The organism is Pedobacter immunditicola, assembly GCF_037482985.1.
GTDB lineage: Bacteria > Bacteroidota > Bacteroidia > Sphingobacteriales > Sphingobacteriaceae > Pedobacter > Pedobacter immunditicola.
Map to the genome: position 1 here is coordinate 120,255 of NZ_JBBHKC010000005.1, position 26,253 is coordinate 146,507.

Consider the following 26,253-nt stretch of genomic DNA (forward strand, 5'->3'; position numbering starts at 1 on the left):
ATTATACACTATGAAAATTAAGCACCTCGTATTATCAGCATTTTTCCTGATCCTCAGCTGTACAGCCTTCGCACAGGATTTCACCTTTGGTTCTTTTAACGTCCGTTTTTCCAATACTACCGACACCGGAAACCTTTGGGAAGACAGAAAAGAAGTGGCCGCAAACCTGCTGCGCTTCCACCAGTTTGATGTTTTTGGTGTCCAGGAAGCCAAGAAAAATCAGATAAACGACTTAAGTGGATATCTTCCAGAATATGCAAATTATGGCAAGGGCCGTGATGACGGTAAAGAAGGCGGTGAGCACTCGAGCATCTTTTACCTAAAAGAGAGGTTTAAGTTATTAGACAAAGGAGACTTTTGGTTGTCGGAAACCCCTGATAAACCTGGTTTAGGTTGGGATGCAACCTGCTGTAACCGTATCGCCAGCTGGGTATATCTTCAGGATGTGAAGAGTGGTAAAAAGTTCTACTTCTTCAATGCACACTTTGATCACCAGGGTAAAATTGCCAGGATGGAAAGCAGCAAACTGGTAATGAAAAAGATTAAAGAAATTGCTGGAAACCAACCGGCTGTTTTCACCGGTGACTTAAACGGTGACCATGGCAGTGAATGGTATAAATCCCTGCAGAATTCAGGGTTGTTATTTGATACCTATACACAGGTGAAGCATCCTTATGTAAACAATGCATCTTTCAATGGCTGGGGTAAACAAGTAAACGCCACCGGAGTTATTGACCATATATTTGTGACCAAACATTTTAACACCAAACGTTGGGGTATTTTAACGGATACGTACCGTGGTAAATTTGTTTCAGACCATTTCCCAATTCTTGCAGATGTTGTGCTGAAATAAAAATGGCATGACCATCATTATCACAGCATAACTGTTCTCCACAAATCCCCGCTGATAATGTTCCAAATGAGCATTTTCAGCGGGGATTTTTCTTTATATGAATTAATTCCGGAAACTAGACTTTTCGTTAAGTCACTGTCCTAAATTTGTCTTTATTATTATTCAATGCAATTGATCGTGTTTTTTTTTCTAAAATTGCAAGCATAGTCAAATCTATCTCTCTACAAATATTTACAATTGAAATTGCATGGAATTAAAAAAGAAGAATAAGCCAGTTGTAAAAGTTTACGAAAGCCTCGTAGAAAAAACTGATTTTTCAAGTGAAAGATTATTTAAAACGTATGAATCAGTTGAATTTCGTTCCTGCACCTTTACAGATATCTCCGGTATTAATTTCACCGACTGTCTTTTTACTTCCTGCAACCTTAGCAATGCAGAAGTGACTAAATGCAAAATGCAGGATATTAAATTTAAGGACTGTAAGTTGATTGGTATTAACTTCTTCCAGACACTGGACTTTGGTTTCGCTATTGAGTTTGAAAATTGCCTCTTGGATTATGCGAGCTTTGCACAAAAGAAAATGAACAAAAGTGCATTTAAGAACTGTAAACTTCATGGCACTAATTTTACCCAATCAGACCTTTCAAAAATTACCATGGCCGACTGTGATCTGTTAGATGCCATATTTGATTATACCAATCTGAGTGGAATTGATTTTACCACTAACCTGAATTTTATAATCGATCCCCAGCTCAACCAAGTCAAGAAAACTAAATTCTCTTCAGCTAGTCTGGCCGGTTTACTAACCAGGTTTGAGATCATCATTGAATAATGAGACCATCAATGCATAATTCGCCCGCATGATTATTCCATGAAGAAGGTAATGGTTTGTAACGCCTAACATGACTGATCAAATCTTTAAAGCGAATTCGGAGAAACTTGTTTCAGATAACCAAAAAACTGCAGTTCTTGTAGATCCTTTATTAAACGCATATGCCCATCCGTTAACAGGTAAATCTCATCAGCAACATCTATAATGTGCCCATACATATGGTCTGTTACTAAAACCCCCTTGGTTAAAGCTGTTTCTTTAATCAACGTTTTAATCTGTTCTGCTTGAATAGGCGTCAGATGAGAAAAGGGTTCATCTAATAAGATAAATTTTGAATTGCATTTCAATAAAAGGAAAAGCTCAACCAGGCGGCGCTCACCACCAGACAGCGATATGCTTTTAGCATGATATTTCCCTTTAAATCCCGGAAACTGTTTCTCAAACAATTCGTAATCCACATCAAAATCAATGAACACCCTTTTTAGCTTAAAAGATGCCGGGATGAAATGATGCTGCGGCAAATACGAAATCAAGTCCTGTACCTTAAAAGGATACGCAACATATTGATCATCAAACCGAATCGACTGATGACTTCCCTTTAGGCAGCCATAAAGAATATGTATTAAACTGGTTTTCCCTGTGCCGTTTCTTCCCAATAATCCCGTAATCCGACCAGTTTCTAACTTGAGGTATACCGAAGATAATATTTCTCTTGTCCCATATTTCAAATGAATACTGTCTGCTTCAAGTTTGTGCTTCATCTTAATTCCCAATAAAGATGAACAGCATGCAGAATAAAATAAAATCAAATGAAAGGGTACAAGTCCACAACCACCTTTTTGAAAGGCCTAAATTGTAATAATAGAAAAAGGTCTTCTTTTTAGCACTTTGAATATAAAAGAAAAAAATAGCTGTGGTAATGATTTTAAACCAAAACAGCGCCGGCAATAGTTTCATGCCGGAATTGTAAAATATATAGCCACAAAGGAGGGTCAGGATCAGGCTTGGAGCTAAGAAATTAAGGTAAAAGCTAAACAAGAGATTGATCTTTTTGCTCCAGGTCATTTTATCAAATTACAGCTAAATAGGTGATGGGAACCTTCCTTCGATTCTGATGATTCAATTATGAATTTAAACCAAATAATTAATATAACCATTTCTTCTTAGCGCCTTACCTAAAAATTGTTGGGGAGAAACTCCACACTTTGTATATGTTTCGCTACAATCTTGTTGAAATAATTTAAAACTTAACAATACTTACTAATTAATTTAATAAGTATAGGTTTTTTATTGGTAAAAATATCTAAGTTTGGCCTCCACTAAATCTGGATAAATGGCAGAAGTTATTGACAAAGGGCAGCAGTTAAGAGACGAAATCATAAAGCAGCTTTATTACAAGCATCCGCTATCGCTTACAGAATTAAGTAAACTCACCAACAAGAGTTTACCCCTGGTTACCAAAATGGTCAATTATCTAATTGATGAAGGCTATATCGTTGAACAAGGTTTAGGTCAGTCTACCGGCGGACGAAGGGCATCCATGTTCCTTTTAAATCCCAATAAAAATAAGCACATCATTGCCCTGGCCATCGATCAGTTGGTTACATCCATGGTTATTTATGACCTTTCAGGCATTAAGGTTCAACCCATAAAATCTTTAGATCTTTCACTACTTGAGCCTGATGCCGTTAATCAGCTTTGTGAGTTTATTGCTGAAAATATCAAAGGTACGGGAATCAATAAAGAAGATTTCCTGGGGATAGGTATTGGCATGCCTGGTTTTATTGATACCAAAGATGGTCTCAACCATTCCTATTTAAAACCTGCCGACGGTTCTACCTTTAGTGATTACCTCTTCAAAAAATTCGGCTTACCCGTACACATAGAAAATGATTCCAGTTTAATTGCCCTTGCCGAATTACAATTTGGCGCTGCGGCAGGTAAGCGCGATGTGATGGTAGCCAATATAGGATGGGGAACAGGTTTAGGAATGATTGTCAACGGAAAGCTCTATAGGGGCAGCAGCGGTTATGCCGGTGAATTCAGTCACATTCCATTATCCAATACCAAAAAGCTCTGTTCTTGTGGTAAAACCGGATGTCTGGAAGTAGAAACCTCCTTATTGGTGATGACCCAAAGAGCGACGGCAGAAATTGCTGCGGGTGCCGCTTCCAGTATGCGCGAGCTTTTTAACGACAAAAGCCGCAATATTGGCGATTTGTTTTTAGAAGCGGCAAGTAACCACGATCCTTTGGCTGTTTCCATTCTTTCTGAAGCTGCCTTCCTTATCGGTAAAGGGCTTGCCACTTTGATACACATCATGAACCCTGAATGCATTATCCTGAGTGGGAGGGGTGCTGTGGCAGGTAAAATATTATTGCCGCCCATACAGCAGGCCGTTAATGAGTTTTGTATCCCGCGGATTGCCAATCAAACCAGCATCGTCATCTCAGCCATTGCTGGCGAGGGACAACTCATGGCAGCCGCAAGTTTAGTCATAGAACACAATAAATTCGAAATATAAATAAACGTTAACCCATAAACAGATTCAATATGAATAAGATTTACTCGCGCTGCTTAGGTGTTCTACTGTTAAGTTTATTAACAGTATCTGCCTACGCGCAAAAAATCATTTCAGGAACGGTAAAAGATAATACCGGTTCACCCATTCCTGCAGTCAGTATCCTCATCAAGGGTACACAAAAGGGTATAAGCACAGATGCAAATGGTAAATATTCCATCACTGCTGCCGACGGAAATACCCTTGTCTTTAGGTACCTTGGTTACAAGGCTCATGAGGCTATAGTTGGCGCTGCCGCTACCATAGATGTTGTTCTTCAGGAAGAAAACAACAGTTTAAATGAAGTCGTGGTGACGGCATTAGGCATCAAAAGAGAAAAGAAATCTTTAGGTTATGCCGTGCAAGAGGTTAAAGGAGAATCATTGGTACAGGCCCGTGAGCCAAACCTGGTGAATACCCTTTCCGGAAAAGTAGCAGGCTTACAAGTTACCCGCGGGAGTAACGGTCCGGCAGGTTCTTCAAAAATTACGTTAAGGGGTAATAACTCCTTAACCGGCGACAACCAGCCGCTCATTGTAGTGGATGGTGTGCCTTTGAATAACTTTACAGGAGCTGCAAATAACGATTACTGGAACCCTTCCCTTGATATGGGTAACGGAATGTCTGACATTAACGCTGAAGATATTGAAAGCGTTTCTGTGTTAAAAGGCCCTGCTTCAGCAGCCCTTTACGGATCAAGGGCCGGTAACGGTGCCATCCTGATTACCACTAAAAGCGGTAAAATGCAAAAAGGACTAGGTATCACCGTGTCTTCTTCTTTAGGTATTGAAAGTGTTTTTAGCGGGCCGGAAATGCAGAACAGTTTCGGACAAGGTACCAATGGTCAGTTCGCCAATAACTCCAACCTGAGTTGGGGCCCGAAAGCCGAAGGCCAGATGATTGACAACTGGGACGGAGCACAGGTTCCAATGTCTACATATGATAACATTGGAAATTATTTCGATCAGGGCATCAGCTCTAATCAGAGTATTTCCTTCCAGCAGCAATATAAAAATACTTCCGTTTACTCTTCCTTCAACAGGCTTGATGATAAAAGTATGATCCCGGGTACCAAACTGAGCAGAACAAACTTAATGGCAAGGGCCGTAAGTAAATTCGGTAAAGATGACCGGTGGACGGTTGACACTAAAGTGCAGTACAGTAATTCAAATGCAAGGAACAGGCCTTTAGGTGGAGCGAATGTCAACAATTCATTCTACACCATGTATATGTTGCCAAGATCTTTGGATATCAGACAGTTTAGCGAAGGATCACAATTCGTTAATGGTCAGAATAACATGATCTGGTATGGTGGTGGTAGTCAGATCAACCCATACTGGGGCAGTCAGAATAACTTAAACCAAGACGTGAGAGACCGTTTCATCATGAACGGATCCGTGAAATACCAGTTCAATGATTGGTTAAATGCCGAAGTTAAAGCAGGTGCAGATACCTATTACACCAATACAGAAACTAAGGTGTACGGTGGTAGTCCTTTAACGTCTACTGGTCGTTACAGTCTGGGTAAACAAACCTTTACAGAAACCAATTACAGTTTCTTAGTGGTTGCTGCAAAAGATAATCTTTTCGGCAAATTAGGTGGATCTGCTTCCATCGGTGGTAACATCATGCAGCAAAAAGGAACAGGATTGAACAGCAATTCAGGTGAATTGGTAGTGCCAGATTTGTTTTCTTTAAACAACGGTGTATCTAATCCTACCGTGGAACAGATTTTTAACGAGAAAAGAATCAACTCTCTGTATGGAATGTTCCAGATCAACTGGGATGGCTACTTATATTTAGATGCAACGGTAAGAAACGACTGGACTTCTACCTTACATCCTGATAACCGTTCTTATTTTTACCCTTCTTTAAGTGCTTCCCTTGTATTTACAGAAATGATTGATAAAACAGGTGGCACCTTGCCTGCATGGTTAAGCTATGGTAAATTCAGGGCTTCTTATGCGCAGGTAGGTAATGACCTGGTGCCATACCAATTATACAATACTTTTAACGTTAATAAAGACCCTAACGGAAATACCACAGCATCCAGAAACAGAATTTTATTCAACCCTGGTATTCAAAACGAGTTCATTAAATCTTTTGAGGTAGGTACAGAAATGCGCTTCTTCAATGGTCGTTTTGGTTTTGATGTGGCCTGGTACAAAACTAATGCTACCCGTCAGTTGATAGACCTTCCGATGGATCCTTTGAGTGGTTACTCTTTCCGTAAAATCAATGCCGGTGACATTCAGAACAGTGGTATCGAAGCCATGGTGGACGCGAATGTGCTGCAAAACGAAAATTCACTCAACTGGAACCTTTCGGTAAACTTCTCTAACAATAAAAATAAAGTAAAAGCTTTAGCAGATGATATTACACAATATAAATTAGGCGGTTATGATGACTTGCAGGTGTTAGCTGTTGCAGGTGCAGATTACGGTGAAATTTATGGTAGTACTTTTGCCAGGGTTACAGATCAAAGCAGCCCATATTTCGGTCAGCTTTTATTAAATGAAAATGGCCTGCCTTTAAGGGGTGAGCAAAATGTAAGGTTAGGTAACCAGCAGGCAAGTTCTCTATTAGGGATCACCAATACTTTCAGGTATAAAAACCTTGGCCTGTCATTTTTAGTGGATGCCCGTTTTGGTGGTAAGATCTTCTCTGGTACCCTTGCAGACATGCAGCAGAATGGAACTTCGACTTTAACTACGCCAAATGGCACAAGAGACAACCTTGTGGTTAACGGTGTTATTTTAGATGAGGCTACCAATCAATACGTGCCGAATGCAACGCCTGTTACACAGCAATTGTACTGGAACGCTGTAGCTGGTGTGGGTAACATGGGTATTACAGAGGCTAACCTTTACGATGCATCCAATATCCGTTTAAGAAACGTGACGCTGAGTTATAATTTACCAAGTAAACTTCTTGCAAAAACGCCTGTACAAAGAGCTAAAATTGGCTTCTCTGTTAATAATGTATGGTTAATATCAAGCCACCTGCATGGAATTGATCCTGAATCGGTTTTTGCGACAGGAAGTAATGCTACAGGTTTCGAAAATGGCGGTGCGCCAACTAATCGTTCTTACCTATTTAACTTAACTGTAGGGTTTTAATCATTCTAGTCATGAAGCTTTCGCTTATGATAGCTTCATCGCCGTTAAAAAACAAATTATACACCAATGAAAAAAATATTTAAAACAACCTGTTTACTTTTTGCCGCAAGCCTGGTACTGGTATCATGCAAAAAGTTCGAGTCCATAAATGAAAATCCAATAGCAGCCAACGAAGATCAGGTGCAAGCAGAATATTTCCTGAACGGATCTATCATTGGTGCACAACAAAACCCTGATGTAGCTGAACGTTCTTTTGTCCTTTATTGGAAAACAGCAGCACACCAGCAGGAAGATAACGGCTTGTCGTCCGGTGAATACGATGATGGCTGGAGTGGCGCTTATTATAACCAGGCTTCAGAATGGTTAAACCAGGCCAATACGGCTATACAAATTGGTGAGGAGCATATCGAAAAAGGTCTTGCCAAACCTTATACCAATAATACGATCCAGGTTTCAAGAATATGGAGAGCTTATCTACTAACCGAAATGTCGGATGTGTTCGGACCAGTTCCAATTGCGGCATTCCAGGGAAAAAGCCCTGAGTTCAATGACGTAAAAACTGTTTATGATTACGCGCTAAGTGAATTAACTGATGCAGGTTCAAAGATCGATGTAGCAGTGATCCCTACTGATGCGATTAAAAAACTTGACCCGGCTTATGCCTACAATTATAAAAAATGGGTAAAATACGCCAATTCAATGCGCATGAGGTTAGCGATGCGTTTATCGGAAGTAGATCCGGCAAAAGCAAAAACAGAGTTTGAAGCAGCTGCGGCAACCAATAACTTTATTATTGCTGCGGATGAAATGTTCCAGGTACAGGAAAAACCAGGATGGGATGCCCTAACCGGCGTGATGAGCCGTGAATGGAACCCGCAATATTTATCAGCTACTTTAAATAACCTCTTCATCGGTTTAGGTGGTGTTAAATCTGAAACTTTGGTGAGCGAAGGTTTTAAATCATTCGTAAAGCCTGCAGATTATATCGGTATGAAGTTTGAAAATCATTTTACCACTAAAACTAATGATCCTTCTGCTGGCTACTGGTTAGATGGTTTACCGGAGATCATTGATCCGAGAGCTTACAAAAGTTTCATCATTCCAGGAGATTTTGAAAATCCGGATTTTTCTACTTTCCCTTCCTGGAACCAGACTGCTAAAACGACCAAAAGAAACCTGGAAGATAGCAACGGTGCTGTTGTGAAAGAGATTGAAGCTAAAGGTACCTGGAACCCGGGTATGAATGGCGATTGGGGTGTTAAAGGATCTATGAATAAAGTAATGGCAAACCATCCCGGTACACTTCCTCGTCTTTCGGCACAATTTAGAAAAAGCACCAATAAAAGGATTTTCTTCGCCAACTGGGAAACTTATTTCTTATTAGCGGAGGCTTCAGTGCGTGGCTGGAACACGCCTGTAGCTGGCAAAACTGCTTATGAAACGGGCATTGCTAAAAACTTTGAATACTGGGGTGTTACACCAGGTTCTTATTTAAGTTCACAGGACTTCAACAGAATGGGTACTTCCGTAAGCTGGGATCATATTGCAGAACCTCCGGCAACGCATGCCATGAAATTTGTTAATGGTTATACCGGTGCAGAAGGAGTGGCAAACATTGCCTACCCTAAAAATGGCCTATACAAAAATGGTGCGGTGAGGAATGACCTTTTAACAAAAATCATTACCCAAAAGTTCATTGCACAAAACCCTTGGCAGCCGCTTGAAGCATGGAGTGACCACAGACGTTTAGGTTTGCCATTCTTTGAAACCCCTGCTATAGAAAACCCATTGATAGAGTTGCCTGCTTTAACCACGGGAACTTACATGACCAGCAGTGTGAAGTTTTTTCCTCAGCGGATCAAATATCCATCAAGTTTGAAAAATACAAATGCTGCCGGTTACCAACAGGCAGTTGCTGCCCTTGGCGGTGCCGATGTGGTATTGACGCCATTGTGGTGGGCGCAGAAATAAGCATTAAGGGGCTGTAACAAGGCTTCGTCATCCCGGGCTCCGTTCCGGGATCTTTTTAAAAAAAATGCTAAAACCATCATAAGCTTATGATGCTTCATAACCTATCAAAATAAATATATACCAATGAAAATTACCAATGAGGATGTTCAAATGAGCATTTTCATTGGTAATTTTTTGTTAAGCTGATTAATTAAGACCTTAAATAAGGTATAATAGATCCAGGAAAATTCTAAAATTTTATCTTTACATCCAATATATTTAAAGACCATCAATCTAATGTTTAACCGAAACTTTCTATTCAAAACACTTCTTTGTTATAGCTTTTGTATTCCGGTGCAACTGGAAACAACGTTTGCACAAAGTAAAAATGCTAAGCTCACTAAATATGTGGATCCGTATATTGGAACCGGCGCCCACGGCCACGTCTTCATGGGGGCCAACGTGCCTTTTGGTGCCGTGCAATTAGGTCCCACTAACTTATCCCAAGGCTGGGACTGGTGCTCAGGGTATCATTATTCTGATTCTACCATTGTTGGTTTTGCCCATACACACCTCAGTGGAACAGGGATTGGTGATTTGGGGGATATTCTAGTAATGCCTGCTGTAGGTGATGTTAAAATCACCAAAGGAAACGTTGAAAACCAGGAGAGTGGTTATTATTCACTTTTTTCTCATGATGAGGAGGTGGCAAAACCCGGTTATTACAAAGTTAACTTAAAGCGCTATGGAATTAAAGCGGAGCTTACGGCTTCAGCGCGTGTCGGTTTTCATCTATATACTTTCCCCCAAGCTGCAGATGCTAAAATTATCATCGACCTTAAAGAAGGTATCGGCTGGGATAAGAGTACCGAAACAACGATCAAACAGCTCAATGATACCACCCTGGTCGGCTATCGTTATTCAAAAGGCTGGGCCAACGACCAAAGAGTTTATTTCACCATCCTATTTTCAAAACCTATTCAGAAATTCGGGGTTTTTGATGGTAGCGGCGCAACAAAGGATAAAAATGCAACGAGCGATCAGCTGAAAGGGGTTGCTTATTTTAATACCAAAAATAAAGAACAAATCCTGGTTAAAGTGGGCTTATCACCGGTAAGTATTGAGAATGCTGCTGCAAACATCAAAGCAGAAATTCCAGGCTGGAATTTTAAACAAAGTGTAAAAAATGCGGACCAGGCCTGGAACAAGGAACTGCAGAAAGTAAAGATCAAATCGCCTGAGCAACATCGGCTGCGGACTTTCTATACGGCCCTTTATCATACCATGATCGCACCTTCTGTTTTTAACGACCATAATGGTGACTACCTGGGCACGGATAAAAAAGTTTACCGTGCAGCGCCTTTCACTAATTTAACCACTTTTTCACTGTGGGATACCTACAGGGCTGCACATCCTTTGTTCACCATATTGCACCCTGATAAAGTCGATGATGTCATCAATACCATGCTGGCTATTTACCAGCAGCAGGGCAAACTTCCTGTATGGCACCTGATGGGCAATGAAACCAATACCATGGTGGGTAATCCGGGTATGATTGTCGTAGCCGATGCTTACTTGAAAGGTTTCAAAGGATTTGATGCAAACCTGGCTTATGAGGCCATGAAAAATACGGCCATGCTGGATGAGCGCGGCTTATCTTTCGTTAAAAAACTAGGCTATATCCCTGCAGATTCTTTAATAGAGTCGGTATCCATTGGTCAGGAATATGCTGTGGCCGACTGGAGTTTAGGCCAGGTAGCCAAAAAGATGGGTAAAACCGAAGACTATGCATATTTCGATAAAAGGGGCAAGGCTTACAAACATTATTTTGATCCCTCAAGTAAATTCATGCGTGCAAAGGTTTCTGAAACAGCCTGGAGAACACCTTTTAACCCTTTTGAATCTGTGCACCGTAAAAATGATTATACGGAAGGTAACGCCTGGCAGTATTTATGGATGGTGCCACAGGATCCTGAAGGTTTAATTGAACTACTGGGGGGCGACAAGTCATTTACCGACAGATTGGATACTTTATTTACGGTTGAAGGTGATTTGGGGACAGATGCCTCACCGGATATCAGTGGTTTAGTGGGCCAGTATGCACATGGCAATGAACCTAGTCACCATGTTGCTTATTTATATACTTATGCTGGTCAGCCGTTTAAAACTGCCGACAAAGTACGCCACATCATGGACCACCTTTATACCGATAAATTCGATGGCTTAAGTGGAAATGAAGATGTGGGCCAGATGTCTGCCTGGTATATATTCTCTGCCCTTGGCTTTTACCCGGTAAATCCTGCAAACGGTGTTTATGTGTTCGGTAGTCCGGTAGTGGATGAGGCCGAGTTAAAAGTTCAGGATGGAAAGACCTTTAAGGTGCAGGTTAAAAACAATTCGGCTGCTAACAAGTACATCCAAAAGATCAGCCTGAACGGAAAGCCTTATACAAAGGCTTATATTAACCACGATACTATTGTTGCCGGCGGAAACCTGCTGATAGAAATGGGTAAACTACCTTCGGCCACCTGGGGTATTCGTGCCGCCGACAGGCCTTACTCTGAAAAGTAATCACAAAATCATATTAGCTGCAATGAAAGCGAGGCTTCCTGTTTAAAACCGGGAAGCCTTGTTTCGTTTAAGGGCTAAGCCGAGGTAAATTTGTTATATCGAGGCATTTAGCCTATCTTTGTTTCTATGGAAACTAAACATACTCGTTTTCTTTCATTAGTATATCGCTTTAGGGATTCCTTTCTTAAGAGCAGCAAGGACTTTATTAAGTAGGCCCCAGCCTCTTCGAGCGCCTGGGGTTTTAATCCTGCTTTCCTGATCAATACCTTTTTTCTTACGAAACTTGTACATGCACCCTGTCTTTTCAGGCTTGTGTATCATGCTTCATGTAGTTAATCCACCTTTATTGATTTCATATCAATCTTTTTAGATGCAGTGTAAACTGTGCTATATAGTGATCAACTAAAAAATAAATAGGATGGTAAAATTGAAAAGATCAGGCAGTAAGATTTTTGAGCATCAAGCTCCGGCAAAATGTTAATACCGGAGCCGAAAAATCCCAATCATTAATTTTCAATAATCAATTTCAATCATATTCAAACATTTTAAAACATGAGTACAGAGGTAGTAAAATTAGATAGCACACCAATCATCTTATCAAGAGGGATATTCGACTTATTAAAAAGCCATATCCGTACAAGGAAATTAAGTAAATACAATGAAGCCAAATTAGAGCTGGAATTGAAATATGCCAGCCAGGTTTTAAGGAGTGAAATCCCTGAAAAAATTGTTGACGTCGACACCCGCGTGCGTGTCAAAGAAGTGGTAACCGGCAATGAATTTACCTATAACCTGGTTGCGCCTAATAAAGCAAGAAGAAAACACAATACCATTTCCATATTATCACCAATAGGTGTAGCCATGTTGGGTTATGCTGAAGGTGCTGAATTGCAGTGGGAAATGCCTGAAGGCATTAAAGTATACCGTATAGAAGAGGTTTCAAATATCGACTAAAAATTTTCTAGTTCCTTAATTACTAAAGGCTGTGTCAACATTTGACACGGCCTTTTTTTATGGCTCATTCTTTACGGATAACAAATACGGATCATAAACACTGATGATAGCTCCTTAAAAATGGAACTATATTGGATGAGCGAAGCATCTACGTTGTATCTACCTTTTTACCGGAAAAGGTAGATACAACGTAGATCCAAGGTACATCCACCCTAGATCCATTGTAAGCTCAGCTCAATCCGTCTACACTCCGGTAGTATAACAAAATCGCCAGTTGGTCGATATTTTGTTTAACCTGGTATAAAACCCTGTTTGTTGCTGAAACGTTTTCGAAACGGAGTCGTCTTATATCCAAAGAATTAAAAAAGAAATTAAAAATAAGGATATGAAAACTTCAATCAAAACAGCATTCGCAACAGCATTAACAGCGGTATTATTAGCAACAACAGCATTTACAACCTTTGCTACAGAAAGCCCTAAAAAGGCTACCGTTAAAGCAAGCGCCATGAAAGTAAATATGGTGGTGGTAACCGGGGATGTAGATGTATACCTGATCCATTCAGATAAGGAAGATATCAAGGTTGTTCCACATGGTGATAATGCAGGCAACGTATCCTTTAAAAAACGTGGAGCTAAATTATTCATCAACAGTGATGAAACCGGCCGTGCCACCATTTATGTCTACCTGAAAGATCTGAAAAGAATTGATGCCTCTAATACAGCAATGGTAAAAACCCAGGGCGCCTTTAACCCCGATGCAATGCAGATCTTTTTAAAAGATAATGCAAAAGCAAATGTTAATGTAAACACCAAGAGTTTGTACACGGTGATTAAAGATCAGTCAGATTTAAAATTGACCGGGAAATCAGACCTTCACTTATCAGAAAAAGCGGAGTATGCCACTTTAAAGATGCATAACTTCAATGCAGCAAAAACCGAAGCACAAACATTGTCGCCTAAACTCGCAGCCATTAAAAGGTAATTACCCGATAAAATGAAAAAGACCTGTCCAATGCGACGGGTTTTTTTGTGCCTTATCTGTGTCGACCTGTCTGTTGTGTATCATTAATGTTACAATGCAGTATAACGAAAGAGCATGATAGCTTCAATAATATTTATACTTTAGGTTTAGTAAAACGTTTTAACACTATGTCCTAAAGCGATATTGTCATTCTAACCCACTGACATGATCATTTTGATAAAACGTTTTACTAATTATTAAACCCAATTGAATAGGGTGATTGAATTTTCATTCTATTCTTAACATTTAACCAACCAAAACAATTGTATGAAAAAAAGATTTATCCAATTTGTTAAACCAGGTCCAGCTTTCTTTGCAGGAAGTCTTTTATTCGGACTTGGTTTAAGTACCATCGACCTCCGTGCAGAAAGCATTACCATTACGACTAATAGCGTAAACAGGCTTTCGAACGCTACAAATGCTGCAGCGCTAGTGCAAGGTGTGGTCAACGATGAGAGTGGCTCGCCACTCCCTGGTGTCAGTGTAACCGTGAAAGGAAGTAACACTGTGGTCACAACAGATTCCAATGGTAAGTTTCAAATTGATGCACCATCGGCAACATCCGTATTGGTATTCTCCTATGTAGGTTATCTTCCAAAGGAGGTAACGGTAGGCGATCAAAAAACAATCAACGTTAAATTAGAACCGAACAACACGACACTGGAAAATGTGGAAATAGTTTCCATCGGTTATGGAAGTCTTTCTGCCAAAGAGGTGACATCCGCTGTGACCCATGTTGGCGCTGAAAAATTCAGGCAAAGTGGTTCCAGAAATCCCCTGGACCTAATTCAGGGTAAAGTTCCTGGTTTGCAATTGACAAGAACCGGAGGGTCTAATCCAAACGGTGGCGTTTCAGTACAATTGAGGGGGGCAATCACCCTTACTGGAAGCTCCAGTCCTTTATTTGTGATTGACGGGATTCCTGATGCCAACCCTGATTTATTACAACAGGACGATATCGAATCCGTGGATGTCTTAAAAGACGGATCGGGTGCTGCCATTTATGGTACCCGTGCAAATGCCGGGGTAATTATCATCACCACCAAAAAAGGAAAAGCTGGTCCGCCGCAGTTTAATTATTCTACCTATTTCAGGAAAGAATATGTGCAAAACAGGCTTGACTTTTTAAGTCCTGATGAGTACCGCAACAAAATCAGCACCGGTGAATTAAACCAGAAGGATTTCGGCAGCAGCACAGATTTTTATGATCAGCTGATCAATCATGACAATCTTTCTCAAAACCACAATTTAAACTTATCCGGTGGTACAGATAAAACGAGCTACAGGGCCAGTCTGAATTACAGGAACCTGGAGGGGATTACTTTAGAAAACGGAAGGGAAGAATATACCTTACGTTTAAATATTAATCAAAAGGGTCTCAACGACCGCTTAAATGCGCAGATCAATTTAGCGACCAATTTTAACAACGCCAATTTGTTGGGTGGGGGTGGCTGGGAGAGTGAGCTGACTAAAAATCCAACGCTATCTAATTACAATCCTGATGGCAGCTACCGTTTTGATTTAACCAGCTTCAACGAATTCGCCAGGCTAAAGCAGGAAACCAATTACAGAAAACAGCAGACCTCTTCTGCTGATGTAAAAGTTGACCTCGACATTGTTGATGGCTTAAAGGCTTCGGTTTTCGGATCCGTTACCCGCAATAATAATATTGACGGGCAGTACAGGTTTAAAGCAAGTGAAGACTCGATGGAGAATACTGATTTTCCCGCAGGTGGTTATGCTTATAAAGCAGATGGCTTAACGCAGGATTTTGCAGTAGAGCCTACTTTGCAGTATGCAAAAACATTTTTAGATAAACACAGTGTTACGGCAGTTGCCGGTTATAGCTACAGGTACCATATCGAAGAGGGTTCTTCTGCTTCTAACCGCGGTTTTATCAATGACCTGATGCATGAAGATAATTTGTCTGACGGTAGTGCTTTGGGGGTTGGTAAGGCATCCATGGACAGTTATAAAAATGACAATACCTTAATTGCATTTTTTGGAAGGGTAAATTATGCTTTCAATAACAAATACCTGGCACAGTTTATCCTTCGTCGCGAAGGAAGTTCCAGGTTTGGCGCCAATAATAAATGGGGAAATTTCCCGGCTGTTTCCGCAGGGTGGAACGTGTCTGAAGAGGATTTCATGGAAAATATCAAATTCGTGAACTACCTGAAGTTAAGGGTAGGTTATGGGGTAACGGGAAACAGTGGTTTCAGTAACAATGCTTCCAGGGTTACCCTTGGTGGTGGCGGTAAGTATCTTTTCCCTGATGGAAAATATTACGAAACCTATGGCCCTAGCCGAAATCCAAATCCGGACTTGAAATGGGAAACCAAAAGAGAGTTGAACATCGGTTTGGATTACAGGTTGTTTGATAACAAGTTAACCGGTGCCATTGATGTATTCCAGAGAACCACCAAAGATTTGCTGGATACCTATACTTCACCACAACCCCCTTTTGTTCAGTCAAGTATTTATGCCAATGTAGGCACAATTTCTTCTAAAGGTATCGAACTAGCCTTAAGCTATGCTGCGGTGAAAACAAACGATTTCTCCTGGAATATGGACTTTACAGCAAGTGCCTTAAAGAACACGCTGGATTCTTATTCTAACGACCAGTTTAAAGTGTTATACAAAACCTTTGGTGGGATTGGAGGCGCGGGAGACTTGGGTGATGCGATTACTACTTATGAAGCTGGTGCTTTGGGCGAATTCTGGGGTAAGAAATTTGCTGGATTTACCGACGAAGGTGACTGGCTGTTTTACAACAGGAATGGTGAAGCTGTTAGAAATGACCAGATCAACAATTCTAAAGATAAAAGCCTGACTGACTTGCAATACCTGGGCAATGCAATTCCTAAGTATTTCGCTTCATGGACACATAATTTTAACTATAAAGATTTTGACCTGCGCATTTTTATCCGTGGAAAATTTGATTACAAAATCTTAAATACAACAGCCTTAACGTATGGCAATAAAACCTGGAGTGGTAATTTACTAAAGGATACGTTTACCAAATACAACCAAATCGATGATACTTACATGTACTCTGATTATTACCTGGAAAACGGAACAAATATAAAAATTGATGAGGTTACCTTGGGTTATAATTTCAATCTGAAATCAAAATGGGCAAGAAGCGTCAGGTTATATGCATCAGGGCAAAACCTGGCAACCATTACCGGCTATTCGGGTAATGATCCTGATTTTGTGCAGGATACAGGCTTCGGCGCTGGTATTGACAACCGGGGCGCTTACCCAAGTACCCGTTCATTCCTTGTTGGATTAAACGTTGGTTTCTAATCAGCTGATTTTTATAACCCTTTTAAAAACGTAAATTTTTATGAAACATAAATCACTTTTATATATAGGCCTGGCTGCCACGTTAACCTTTACAAATGCCTGCACAAAGCTGGATGAAAATGCCTACGACGAATTATTAACGGATGACTTCTATAACAATAAAACAGAGGTTTTATCCGCTGTTTTAAGGCCTTATACACATGCAAATGCCTGGGCAACGCCTTCTGGTCAGGATGGTTGGTGGCGTGCTGCTGAACTTTCCGCCGATCAGCTGGCCTGGCCTACCAAAGGCCGTCATGGTGAAGATGGCGGTAAGTGGAAAAGATTCCATTACCACAGCTGGACTGTAGATGAAGGCGGATTGAATAATGCCTGGTCGCTTATGTATGGCGGTATAGGTTTTTGTAATGACCCTATTGAGAATATGGAAAAAAGAGATGTCGCTGCAATGGGCATTACCCAAGAAGAAAAGGATGCTTTTATTGCGGAACTTAAACTGTTGAGGGCTTTCCATTACCTGAAAATCATGGACCTTTTTGGGAATATTCCGGTAGTTACTAAAGTTGGCGAACCTGCCAAACCGGAAACTTTACCGAGAATTGAGGTTTTCAATTTTATCGAAAAGGAAATCAAGGAAAATATTGACAAGGTTCCTCAATTATCTAAGGCGATGCTAGGCCGTATGAGCCAGGCAGGTGCTTATGCCATGTTGGTCGAATTATATTTGAACGCAGAAATGTGGACAGGCACTTCTCGCTGGGATGATTGTATCGCTGCTGCGGATAAACTGATCTCCGGTCAGGCCGGCGGATTAAATGGCGCCCTGGCATTGGATCCAAATATTTCAGACCAGTTCGGTACTGGAAACGACCTTTCTAAAGAAGCTATTTTTTCTATCGCTTACGATTACAAAGTTGCTAACTTTCAGCCTTCATGGCCATCAGAATTTTTCCACTTCAAACAACAGGAAATTTATGGTGGCGGCCGCAATGGTAACGATGGTATTGTAGTCATTCCGGGGGTTTATACCACCTATAAGGATGCCGATAAACGTAAATCTGATTGGTTACTGGTTGGCCCGATGGTTAAGTTTGCTGACGGTAAAACACCGATTTTGGCTTCAGAAGAATACAACGGTGAACAGCTTGTTTTTGTGGATAATATCCGAAAAAACAAATCAGGATCTACGGTTTCCAATATGAGTGAAGGCGAAGAGAATAGTGGTGTTCGTTTCAATAAATACAAATTAGGTAACCAGGTTGCTGGTCCTGGAGGTACGCCGGATATTAATCCTAATTATAACAATACCGACTGGAACATCTACAGGTTAACATGGGTTTACTTTGCCAAAGCGGAGGCCATCATGCGTAAAAACGGTGGTGTAGCCAATGCAGAAGCTGTTGACCTGATCAATGCATGTAAAAAAAGAGCATTTAGTGCAGAAGACTGGGCAGCACATGCATATACGCCGGCAACTTTAACCCTGGATGAGTTATTAGCGGAACGTGGAAAAGAATTCATTTTTGAAGGTTTCCGTCGTAACGACATGATTCGTTTTGATAAATTTGTTACGGCTTCGTGGTGGGACCACAGCCCATCTAACGCAACGCGTGAACTCTACCCCATACCACAACGACAAATTGACCTTAATGATAACCTGAAACAAAACCCGGGTTACTAATTGCTAAAAAGGCGATTGATTCGTGATTATCAAAGGAAGAGGAGCAAATTTGCTCCTCTTCCTTTTTATATGGTGATAATTTATACATTTGTCATACAAGTACACCTAACTATGTCAACTAAAGCGCCCTCTATAAAAGACATTGCCAAAAAAGCCAGTGTTTCCATTACTACTGTTTCCTTTATCATCAATGGAAAAGGGGTAGAGAAAAACATTAGTGCAGCAGTAATTAAGCGGGTAGAAGACATCATCATTGCAGAGGGTTATAAGCCTAATCAGGTTGCCCGGAGTTTAAGGACCGGAAATTCGCAGATCATTGCTTTAATTGTAGAGGATATTTCCAATTCCTTCTTTGCAGGAATTGCAAGGCTGATCGAAGAGAAAGCCTATAAAAAAGGTTACAAAATAATTTTCTCCAGCACCGAAAACTTTCCCGGCAAAACTACAGAACTGATCAATTTATTCAGATCCAGACAAGTGGATGCCTATATCATTTCTCCTGCACAAGGAACAGAAAAAGATATCCTAGGCATTATGGAGGAAGGTAAACCTGTGGTACTTTTTGATAGGTCCCTGCCCGAGGTACAGGCAAATTATGTAGGCGTTGATCATTTTAAAGCCTCTCATGCCGCTACCAGCCATTTCATTAAAAACAGCAAACAAAATATAGCACTGGTAACTGTAGATATCGGCGTGGCGCAGATTACAGACCGCCAGGCAGGGTATAAACAAGCTTTAACCGATCATCGTATCCCATATCAGGAAAGTTTAGTACTCAAAATTCCGTTTAACCAGTCGCGTACAACAACCATCGATCAGCTGGTGAAGCTGTTTGAAGAAAACGAGGAAATTGACGCCGTACTGTTTGCAACCAATTATTTAGCAATCAGCGGATTAACAGCGTTGAAAATGATGAATAAACCTGTCAACGATAATTTTTCGGTGATTGCCTATGACGATGGGGATGTGTTTAAGTTACATACCCCTCAAATATCAGCTGTGGAGCAGCCCTTGGAAGAGATTGCCGAAAACATTATTAAACTGCTGTTTAAACAGCTGACTGCCAATGCGCCTGCTGCCGTGCAACAGGTAATTGTACCTGCGAAATTGATTCTTCGCTAAAAAATCATTTGTATCTTTAAAATTACACTTAAATTTAGCTCTTAAGATTGCTTTTAGCAAAAAATATTTCTATTATTGAGTTACTAAAACGTTTTACTTACTAAATATAGTAAATACCCTAAATTATGAAAAGAAGAGTCTTTTTAAAAAATACAGGCATTTTAGGTGCAGGCTTACTGGCCTCAGAAATGTCATTTGCTGCTGCCCCTCAGTATCCTGTTGTACGTGTGGCTGCTAACAAACGAAATTTTAAAAGTAAGGCAGTAGATGCTGCAATTAAAACTTTCCAGGCTAAAGTTAAAAATCCAGAATTGCAGTGGCTGTTTGAAAACTGTTTTCCCAATACTTTAGATACGACTGTTTTTTATAAAGAAGAAAATGGTAAACCAGATACTTATGTAATTACTGGAGACATCGATGCCATGTGGCTTCGCGACAGTTCTGCACAGGTGTGGCCGTACCTGCAGTTTGTAAATGAGGACAAGCCGCTTAAGAATTTGATATCCGGCGTGATTTCTCATCAAACCAAATGTATCTTAAAAGATCCCTTTGCAAATGCGTTTTACAATGACCCTAATAAAGTAGGGGAATGGAAAACTGACCGCACTAAAATGCAGCCGGGTGTACATGAAAGAAAATGGGAAATAGATTCACTATGTTATCCAATCAGGCTTGCTTATCATTACTGGAAAAAAACCGGCGACAAGCAGCCATTTGATGCAAACTGGAAAAAGGCAGTGGAAAGCACTTTAGCGGTTTTTAAAGATCAGCAACGTAAAACCGGAAATGGCTCTTACCAATTTCAGCGTTTCACCAATCACCCGACAGACTCTTTACCCATGTCTGGTAATGGTTTTCCTGTTAATCCAGTGGGACTGATCTGTTCTGCCTTTCGCCCGAGTGATGATGCCACAATTTTCCAATTCCTGATTCCTTCTAACTTTTTCGCGGTTATTTCCCTGAAGCAAGCAGCAGAAATGGTAAAAGCCCTTCACAAAGATGAAAGTTTAGCAGCAAATCTATTAGCGCTTGCTAAAGAAGTTGAAGACGCCATTCAAAAACATGCGATCGTTACCCATCCCAAATATGGCCAAATTTATGCTTTCGAGGTTGATGGCTTTGGCAGTGCATATTTGATGGATGATGCCAATGTTCCTAGTTTGTTAGCACTACCTTATTTAGGGGCTGTTGATGAAAAGGATGAGGTTTATAACAACACCAGGAAGTTTGTTTTGTCTACAGACAATCCATATTTCTATAAAGGAAGTGCTGCAGAAGGTATTGGCGGGCCACATATTGGTCAGGATATGGTATGGCCAATGAGTATTACGATGCGGGCTTTTACTTCCAAAAATATTGACGAGATTAAATGGTGTATTCAAACACTTCAGAAAACTCATGGTGGTACGGGTTTTATGCATGAATCTTTCCACAAAGATGATCCTAAAAACTTTACCCGTTCATGGTTTGCCTGGTCTAACACCTTATTTGGTGAACTGTTATGGAAAACTTACCAGACAACGCCAGCAATTCTGAATGCCTAATGTTACATAAAACAATGAATGATTACGTATTAGGTATCGATATCGGTGGTTCACATATTACGGCCGCGTTGGTGAATATGAAAACCCGATCTATCGTTCCAGCATCTTTTCAGCGTAGTGGGGTTAATTCCAACAACCCAGCTGAAGAGATCCTGGCGTCCTGGTGCGAGGTGATCAAAGCCACTTATCAAACCTTTGAAGTAAAAACCAAACAAATTGGTATTGCCATGCCCGGGCCCTTTGATTATGAAGCCGGTATCTCCCTGATTCAGGATCAGGATAAATTCAGGTCCCTTTACCAGATGAATATCAAAAATGAACTAGCCCTTCGGTTAAACATCGAGGCAGAAAACATCAGGTTTGTAAATGATGCGGCAGGTTTTTTACAGGGTGAGGTTTTCAGTGGTGCTGCCCGTGAGGGAAATCGGGTAATCGGACTTACACTTGGTACGGGCCTTGGTTCTGCCTTTTGTGATAACGGCGTCGCCGAAGATGCTGCCCTTTGGCAATCTCCATTTAAAGATGGCATAGCCGAAGATTATTTGTCTACCCGTTGGTTTGTCACCCGCTATTTCCAATTAACCGGAAGAAAGATTGCAGGTGTAAAAGAAATTAATGTGGCAGGGAATGAGGCTTCTTACCAGCAGATTTTTGAGGAATTTGGTCATCACCTGGCTGATTTTCTGATACCTTTAGTAAAGGAAAGAATGGCTGATACCGTGGTGCTGGGTGGTAATATTTCAAATGCACATGCTGCATTTTTGCCTTGCCTCCAGAAGAAGTTTCAGGAACAGGATGTGGTAGTTAATTTAAAGATTGCAGCGTTGCAGGAAAACGCTGCATTAATAGGTGCTGCAAGCTGCTGGGAATTTTACCGTCATTCATAACATAAAAAGCTATGACTAAACTTACTTATTTGTCTGCATTTATAGCTTTAATGGCTATAAACTACGGAAAAGCCAAAAAGAAAACACCTAACCAATAAAAACATGATGAAGAGAATTTTTAGTGCATTGCTGGTATTTGCGACCAGTTATGCATTTGCTCAAACGGGAGGCAAAATTACAGATCCTGTTGAATATGTGAATCCACTGATGGGGACACAGTCGAAACCATCTCTGTCTAATGGAAATACATACCCTGCCATCGGTGTGCCATGGGGTATGAACATGTGGACACCGCAGACGGGTAAAATGGGAGATGGCTGGGCCTATACGTATGATGCCGACAAAATCAGGGGCTTTAAACAAACACACCAGCCTTCGCCATGGATGAATGACTATGGCCAATTCGCCATTATGGCGGTAACCGGTAAATTAAAATTTAACGAAGATGACCGCGCCAGCTGGTTCAGTCACAAGTCGGAAACTTCGAAACCTTACTATTACAGTGTTTATTTAGCAGATGCTGATGTAACCACCGAGATTACACCTACAGAGCGCGCTGCTCAGTTCAGGTTTACTTTCCCTAAAACGGATAGTTCGTTTGTAGTGGTTGACGCTTTGGATAAAGGTTCTTACATCAAAATTATTCCTGCTGAAAGGAAGATCATTGGGTATACTACCAAACATGCACGCGGACCATTGCCAAAGAATTTTAAGAATTATTTTGTGATGTATTTTGATAAAGATTTCGCCATCGCCAAGACCTGGAGCGGCAAATCTTTGAAAGATGGGTTGGAGCTGGAAAGCGATCACAGTGGTGCGATCATTGGCTTTAAAACGACCAAAGGTGAAAAAGTTGTTGCGAAAGTAGCTTCTTCGTTTATCAGCTTTGAACAGGCCGATTTAAATTTAAAACGTGAACTGGCCAATGATGCCTTTGAGGTGACTAAAAAGAAAGCTAAAGATGCCTGGAATGACAAATTAGGTCGCATAAGTGTGGAAGGTGGTACCATTGATCAGATGCGTACTTTCTATTCATCTTTATACCGTACTTTATTCTTCCCTAACAAATTATATGAAATTGATGCCAACAATAAAATTGTTCACTGGAGTCCGTATAATGGAAAAATCCTTCCCGGATATATGTTTGCCGGAACAGGTTTCTGGGACACTTTCCGGGCATTATATCCCTTCCTGAACCTGATGTATCCTTCAATCAACAAGGAGATGCAGGAAGGTTTAATCAACGACTTTAAAGAAGGAGGCTGGTTGCCAGAATGGAGCAGTCCGGGTTATGCCAATATTATGGTGGGTAACAACTCTGCCTCGGTAGTGAGTGATGCTTACATCAAAGGATTACGAGGTTATGATATTGAGGTGCTTTGGGATGCCGTAACCCATGGTGCTAATAATGAAGGCCCAATGGAAGCTGTAGGCCGTGATGGTGTTAAATACTACAATAAACTGGGTTATGTGCCTTTTGATGTAAAGGTGAATGAAAACGCCGCGAAGACGTTAGAGTATGCCTATGATGATTTTGCGATTTATCAGTTGGGCAGAGCTTTAGGTAAACCGGAAAGTGAGATCGGGATATATGCCAAGCGCAGCATGAATTACAAGAACCTTTTTGATCCTGCATCAGGTTTAATGCGTGGTAAAAATCAGGATGGTACTTTCCAATCTCCTTTTTCTCCGTTTAAATGGGGCGGTGCTTTTACTGAAGGTAACAGCTGGCATTATACCTGGTCGGTTTTCCAGGATATTGACGGACTCTCGAAATTAATGGGTGGTAAAGAGAAGTTTGTGAAGAAACTGGATTCAGTATTTTCCATGCCGCCGGTTTTTGACGAAAGTGCTTATGGTGGAGTGATCCATGAAATCAGGGAAATGCAGATTGCTAATATGGGCCAGTATGCGCATGGTAACCAACCGATACAACACATGATTTACCTTTATAACTATGGTGGTGCGCCATGGAAAACCCAATATTGGGTAAGGGAAACTATGAACAGGATGTACAGTGCCGCTCCGGATGGTTATTGCGGTGATGAGGATAACGGACAGACTTCTGCCTGGTATATTTTCTCTGCCATGGGTTTTTACCCGGTAACACCGGCTGTTGACCAGTACGTATTGGGTGCTCCTTTATTTAAAAAGGTAACGCTTAACCTGGAGAACGGTAAAAAAATAGTGATTAATGCGCCGGAGAACAGTGCTGAAAACAAGTATGTACAATCGCTGCAACTCAATGGTAAAACGCATGGCAAAAACTGGATCAGTCATTCGGGTTTACAAAAAGGTGCTGTGTTGAACTTTAAAATGTCAGCTACGCCGAATAAACAAAGGGGCACAGCAGAAGCTGACTTCCCTTATTCGTTTTCAACAGAAAAGAAATAAGCTATAATTTATCATTTATACAAAGAGCCTGCATCATAAACCATGATCAGGCTCTTTGCTTTTTATATTCGAATTCTTAAAAATTAATTGTCAACACTTACTTGTATAACCATTGCTGAGTTTCCTGTGCCTTCAAGTAATCCTCCTGCCCAAACTGTATATATTTTTCCGGCTGCTATCGTTACAGTACTCTCTGTGAGCGCATCACCATCATCATCTTTTATTTCCAGTATATATTGCGCAGGATCGATGGAAATGAACGCAGACACTGCTTTAAATTCCTGTTCCGGAAAAAGTTCTTCTTCTCCCTTAACGCCCAGGGCTAATTCTCCCGCGTTCGGACTAAGTTGTATAAATCTGATTTTTGCTTTACCTGTAGCTGGCGCAGTAAGGTCATCCTCGGTTATCAGTAAGGATAAAGGAGATTGCCCGGTAATAAATAAAGAATAGTACTTGTCCGTTTCTAAATTGAGCGTGTCTGTTAAAATTGATTGTGTGGTGCCGCCCAAAGTGACATCAAATTTCCTTATTCCGGTATAAGCAGAGATATACCCTGTTTGATCGGTAAATGTCAACGCTGGCCCGTTAACAATTTGGTTGTCAAGCGCAAAATTGAAAGATGTTTGTCCGGGACTAGCATTAACAACATTAAATGCCGCTATATCCGGTTCTGGCAAGTCGTCAATATCATCCTTCTTGCATGAAGCCAGAAAAAATACTGTCAAAGACAGTAAAACAAGTGTTTGCTTAAGTGTTTTCATGATAAGATAAATTAATTTTCAGAAAATTATTAACATCTTGATGAGAACGCCATTAAACCACTTCAACATTTATAACCGCAGGGATGTTTTTGCGGAGGACGATTACTTAATGAATTATCCTTTCCAGATATTCAACAGGCGCCTGATCAAAACGATTTGTCCAACATGGTAAGCGTTATGATCTGCAATCAGCAAGGCCTCTCTGAAAATGTTTTGTCCGGTTCCATGGGCAAAGGGTTGATATAGGTCTACATCAGGGTCATTGAGCAATTGAATAAATCTTTCCCGGTCGGCTTTAATTTGTTTTAAACATGTTGCCCAATTGATGCGATCCGGAACATCGTCAGCTCCCGGCCAGTATTCATCAGGCCATTTGGGTGATTTATGACGCGGGTTCATGCAAAATTCAAGGATATCCCACTGAGCAATCCGAATATGTTCCGTTAATTGCCATAAGTTATAGGGCAGGTTTTCGGGAATCGTAGCCAACTTTTCAAGCGGTATATCCATCACGGCATCATCAAAAGTAACATGGGCATTGCCTTCATTAATCAGCTTGCTCAATTCATTTACAATAAGGGATTTGTTCATTGTTGTATCCATAATTTAATAACACACTCATTTAGTTTTTGTGTTTGCTATAGGAGCTTATGATTGAATATATTACATTTAATTTTATTATTTACAACCGGGTT

Annotated in this window: 17 protein-coding genes; 14 read left to right on the forward strand and 3 right to left on the reverse strand. The window is 40.7% G+C overall.

Features of this window, described 5'->3' with window-relative positions; all coding sequences use genetic code 11:
• The first annotated feature begins 10 nt into the window (after positions 1-10).
• Positions 11-853, forward strand: a complete 843-nt coding sequence (locus WG905_RS10030; RefSeq protein WP_339591582.1) for an endonuclease/exonuclease/phosphatase family protein — start codon at positions 11-13, stop codon at positions 851-853.
• Between the two features lie 247 nt (positions 854-1,100).
• Entirely contained in the window at positions 1,101-1,685 is a 585-nt protein-coding gene (locus WG905_RS10035; protein ID WP_339591583.1) for a pentapeptide repeat-containing protein, read from the forward strand.
• 86 nt (positions 1,686-1,771) lie between these two features.
• On the opposite strand, the gene WG905_RS10040 is transcribed toward WG905_RS10035, so the two are convergent.
• Positions 1,772-2,446 (reverse strand): ATP-binding cassette domain-containing protein, encoded by a 675-nt coding sequence (locus WG905_RS10040; RefSeq protein ID WP_339591584.1) that lies wholly within the window; start codon positions 2,444-2,446, stop codon positions 1,772-1,774.
• 572 nt (positions 2,447-3,018) lie between these two features.
• Between WG905_RS10040 and WG905_RS10045 the strand changes: the two genes are divergently transcribed.
• The 12 genes from WG905_RS10045 to WG905_RS10100 all read left to right on the forward strand — a co-directional run bounded on the left by WG905_RS10045 (position 3,019) and on the right by WG905_RS10100 (position 24,797).
• Positions 3,019-4,209 (forward strand): ROK family protein, encoded by a 1,191-nt coding sequence (locus WG905_RS10045; protein ID WP_339591585.1) that lies wholly within the window; start codon positions 3,019-3,021, stop codon positions 4,207-4,209.
• A gap of 29 nt (positions 4,210-4,238) precedes the next feature.
• Positions 4,239-7,364, forward strand: coding sequence for a SusC/RagA family TonB-linked outer membrane protein (locus tag WG905_RS10050; RefSeq protein WP_339591586.1), 3,126 nt, complete (start codon positions 4,239-4,241; stop codon positions 7,362-7,364).
• 66 nt (positions 7,365-7,430) lie between these two features.
• Positions 7,431-9,335: a SusD/RagB family nutrient-binding outer membrane lipoprotein gene (locus tag WG905_RS10055; RefSeq protein WP_339591587.1), complete on the forward strand. Its 1,905-nt coding sequence runs from the start codon at positions 7,431-7,433 to the stop codon at positions 9,333-9,335.
• A gap of 276 nt (positions 9,336-9,611) precedes the next feature.
• Positions 9,612-11,885, forward strand: coding sequence for a GH92 family glycosyl hydrolase (locus WG905_RS10060; protein ID WP_339591588.1), 2,274 nt, complete (start codon positions 9,612-9,614; stop codon positions 11,883-11,885).
• 552 nt (positions 11,886-12,437) lie between these two features.
• The gene (locus WG905_RS10065) at positions 12,438-12,839 is read left to right on the forward strand and encodes a GreA/GreB family elongation factor (RefSeq protein ID WP_339591589.1); all 402 of its coding nucleotides are present in this window, start codon (positions 12,438-12,440) and stop codon (positions 12,837-12,839) included.
• A 385-nt stretch (positions 12,840-13,224) separates the two neighbouring features.
• Entirely contained in the window at positions 13,225-13,821 is a 597-nt protein-coding gene (locus WG905_RS10070; protein ID WP_339591590.1) for a GIN domain-containing protein, read from the forward strand.
• 306 nt (positions 13,822-14,127) lie between these two features.
• Positions 14,128-17,169, forward strand: coding sequence for a SusC/RagA family TonB-linked outer membrane protein (locus WG905_RS10075; protein WP_339591591.1), 3,042 nt, complete (start codon positions 14,128-14,130; stop codon positions 17,167-17,169).
• 40 nt (positions 17,170-17,209) lie between these two features.
• Positions 17,210-18,850, forward strand: a complete 1,641-nt coding sequence (locus WG905_RS10080; RefSeq protein ID WP_339591592.1) for a RagB/SusD family nutrient uptake outer membrane protein — start codon at positions 17,210-17,212, stop codon at positions 18,848-18,850.
• Between the two features lie 111 nt (positions 18,851-18,961).
• Complete coding sequence (locus WG905_RS10085; protein WP_339591593.1) at positions 18,962-19,972, forward strand: LacI family DNA-binding transcriptional regulator; 1,011 nt, start codon at positions 18,962-18,964, stop codon at positions 19,970-19,972.
• Between the two features lie 125 nt (positions 19,973-20,097).
• Positions 20,098-21,516, forward strand: coding sequence for a glycoside hydrolase family 125 protein (locus WG905_RS10090; RefSeq protein ID WP_339591594.1), 1,419 nt, complete (start codon positions 20,098-20,100; stop codon positions 21,514-21,516).
• Positions 21,517-21,530: 14 nt separating this feature from the next.
• The gene (locus WG905_RS10095; protein ID WP_339591595.1) at positions 21,531-22,403 is read left to right on the forward strand and encodes an ROK family protein; all 873 of its coding nucleotides are present in this window, start codon (positions 21,531-21,533) and stop codon (positions 22,401-22,403) included.
• Positions 22,404-22,508: 105 nt separating this feature from the next.
• Positions 22,509-24,797, forward strand: a complete 2,289-nt coding sequence (locus WG905_RS10100) for a GH92 family glycosyl hydrolase (RefSeq protein ID WP_339591835.1) — start codon at positions 22,509-22,511, stop codon at positions 24,795-24,797.
• An 83-nt stretch (positions 24,798-24,880) separates the two neighbouring features.
• Here the strand turns inward: WG905_RS10100 and WG905_RS10105 are convergent, their stop codons facing one another.
• Positions 24,881-25,558, reverse strand: a complete 678-nt coding sequence (locus WG905_RS10105; RefSeq protein ID WP_339591596.1) for a DUF4397 domain-containing protein — start codon at positions 25,556-25,558, stop codon at positions 24,881-24,883.
• A 114-nt stretch (positions 25,559-25,672) separates the two neighbouring features.
• Complete coding sequence (locus WG905_RS10110) at positions 25,673-26,149, reverse strand: DinB family protein (RefSeq protein WP_339591597.1); 477 nt, start codon at positions 26,147-26,149, stop codon at positions 25,673-25,675.
• Positions 26,150-26,253 lie beyond the last annotated feature (104 nt).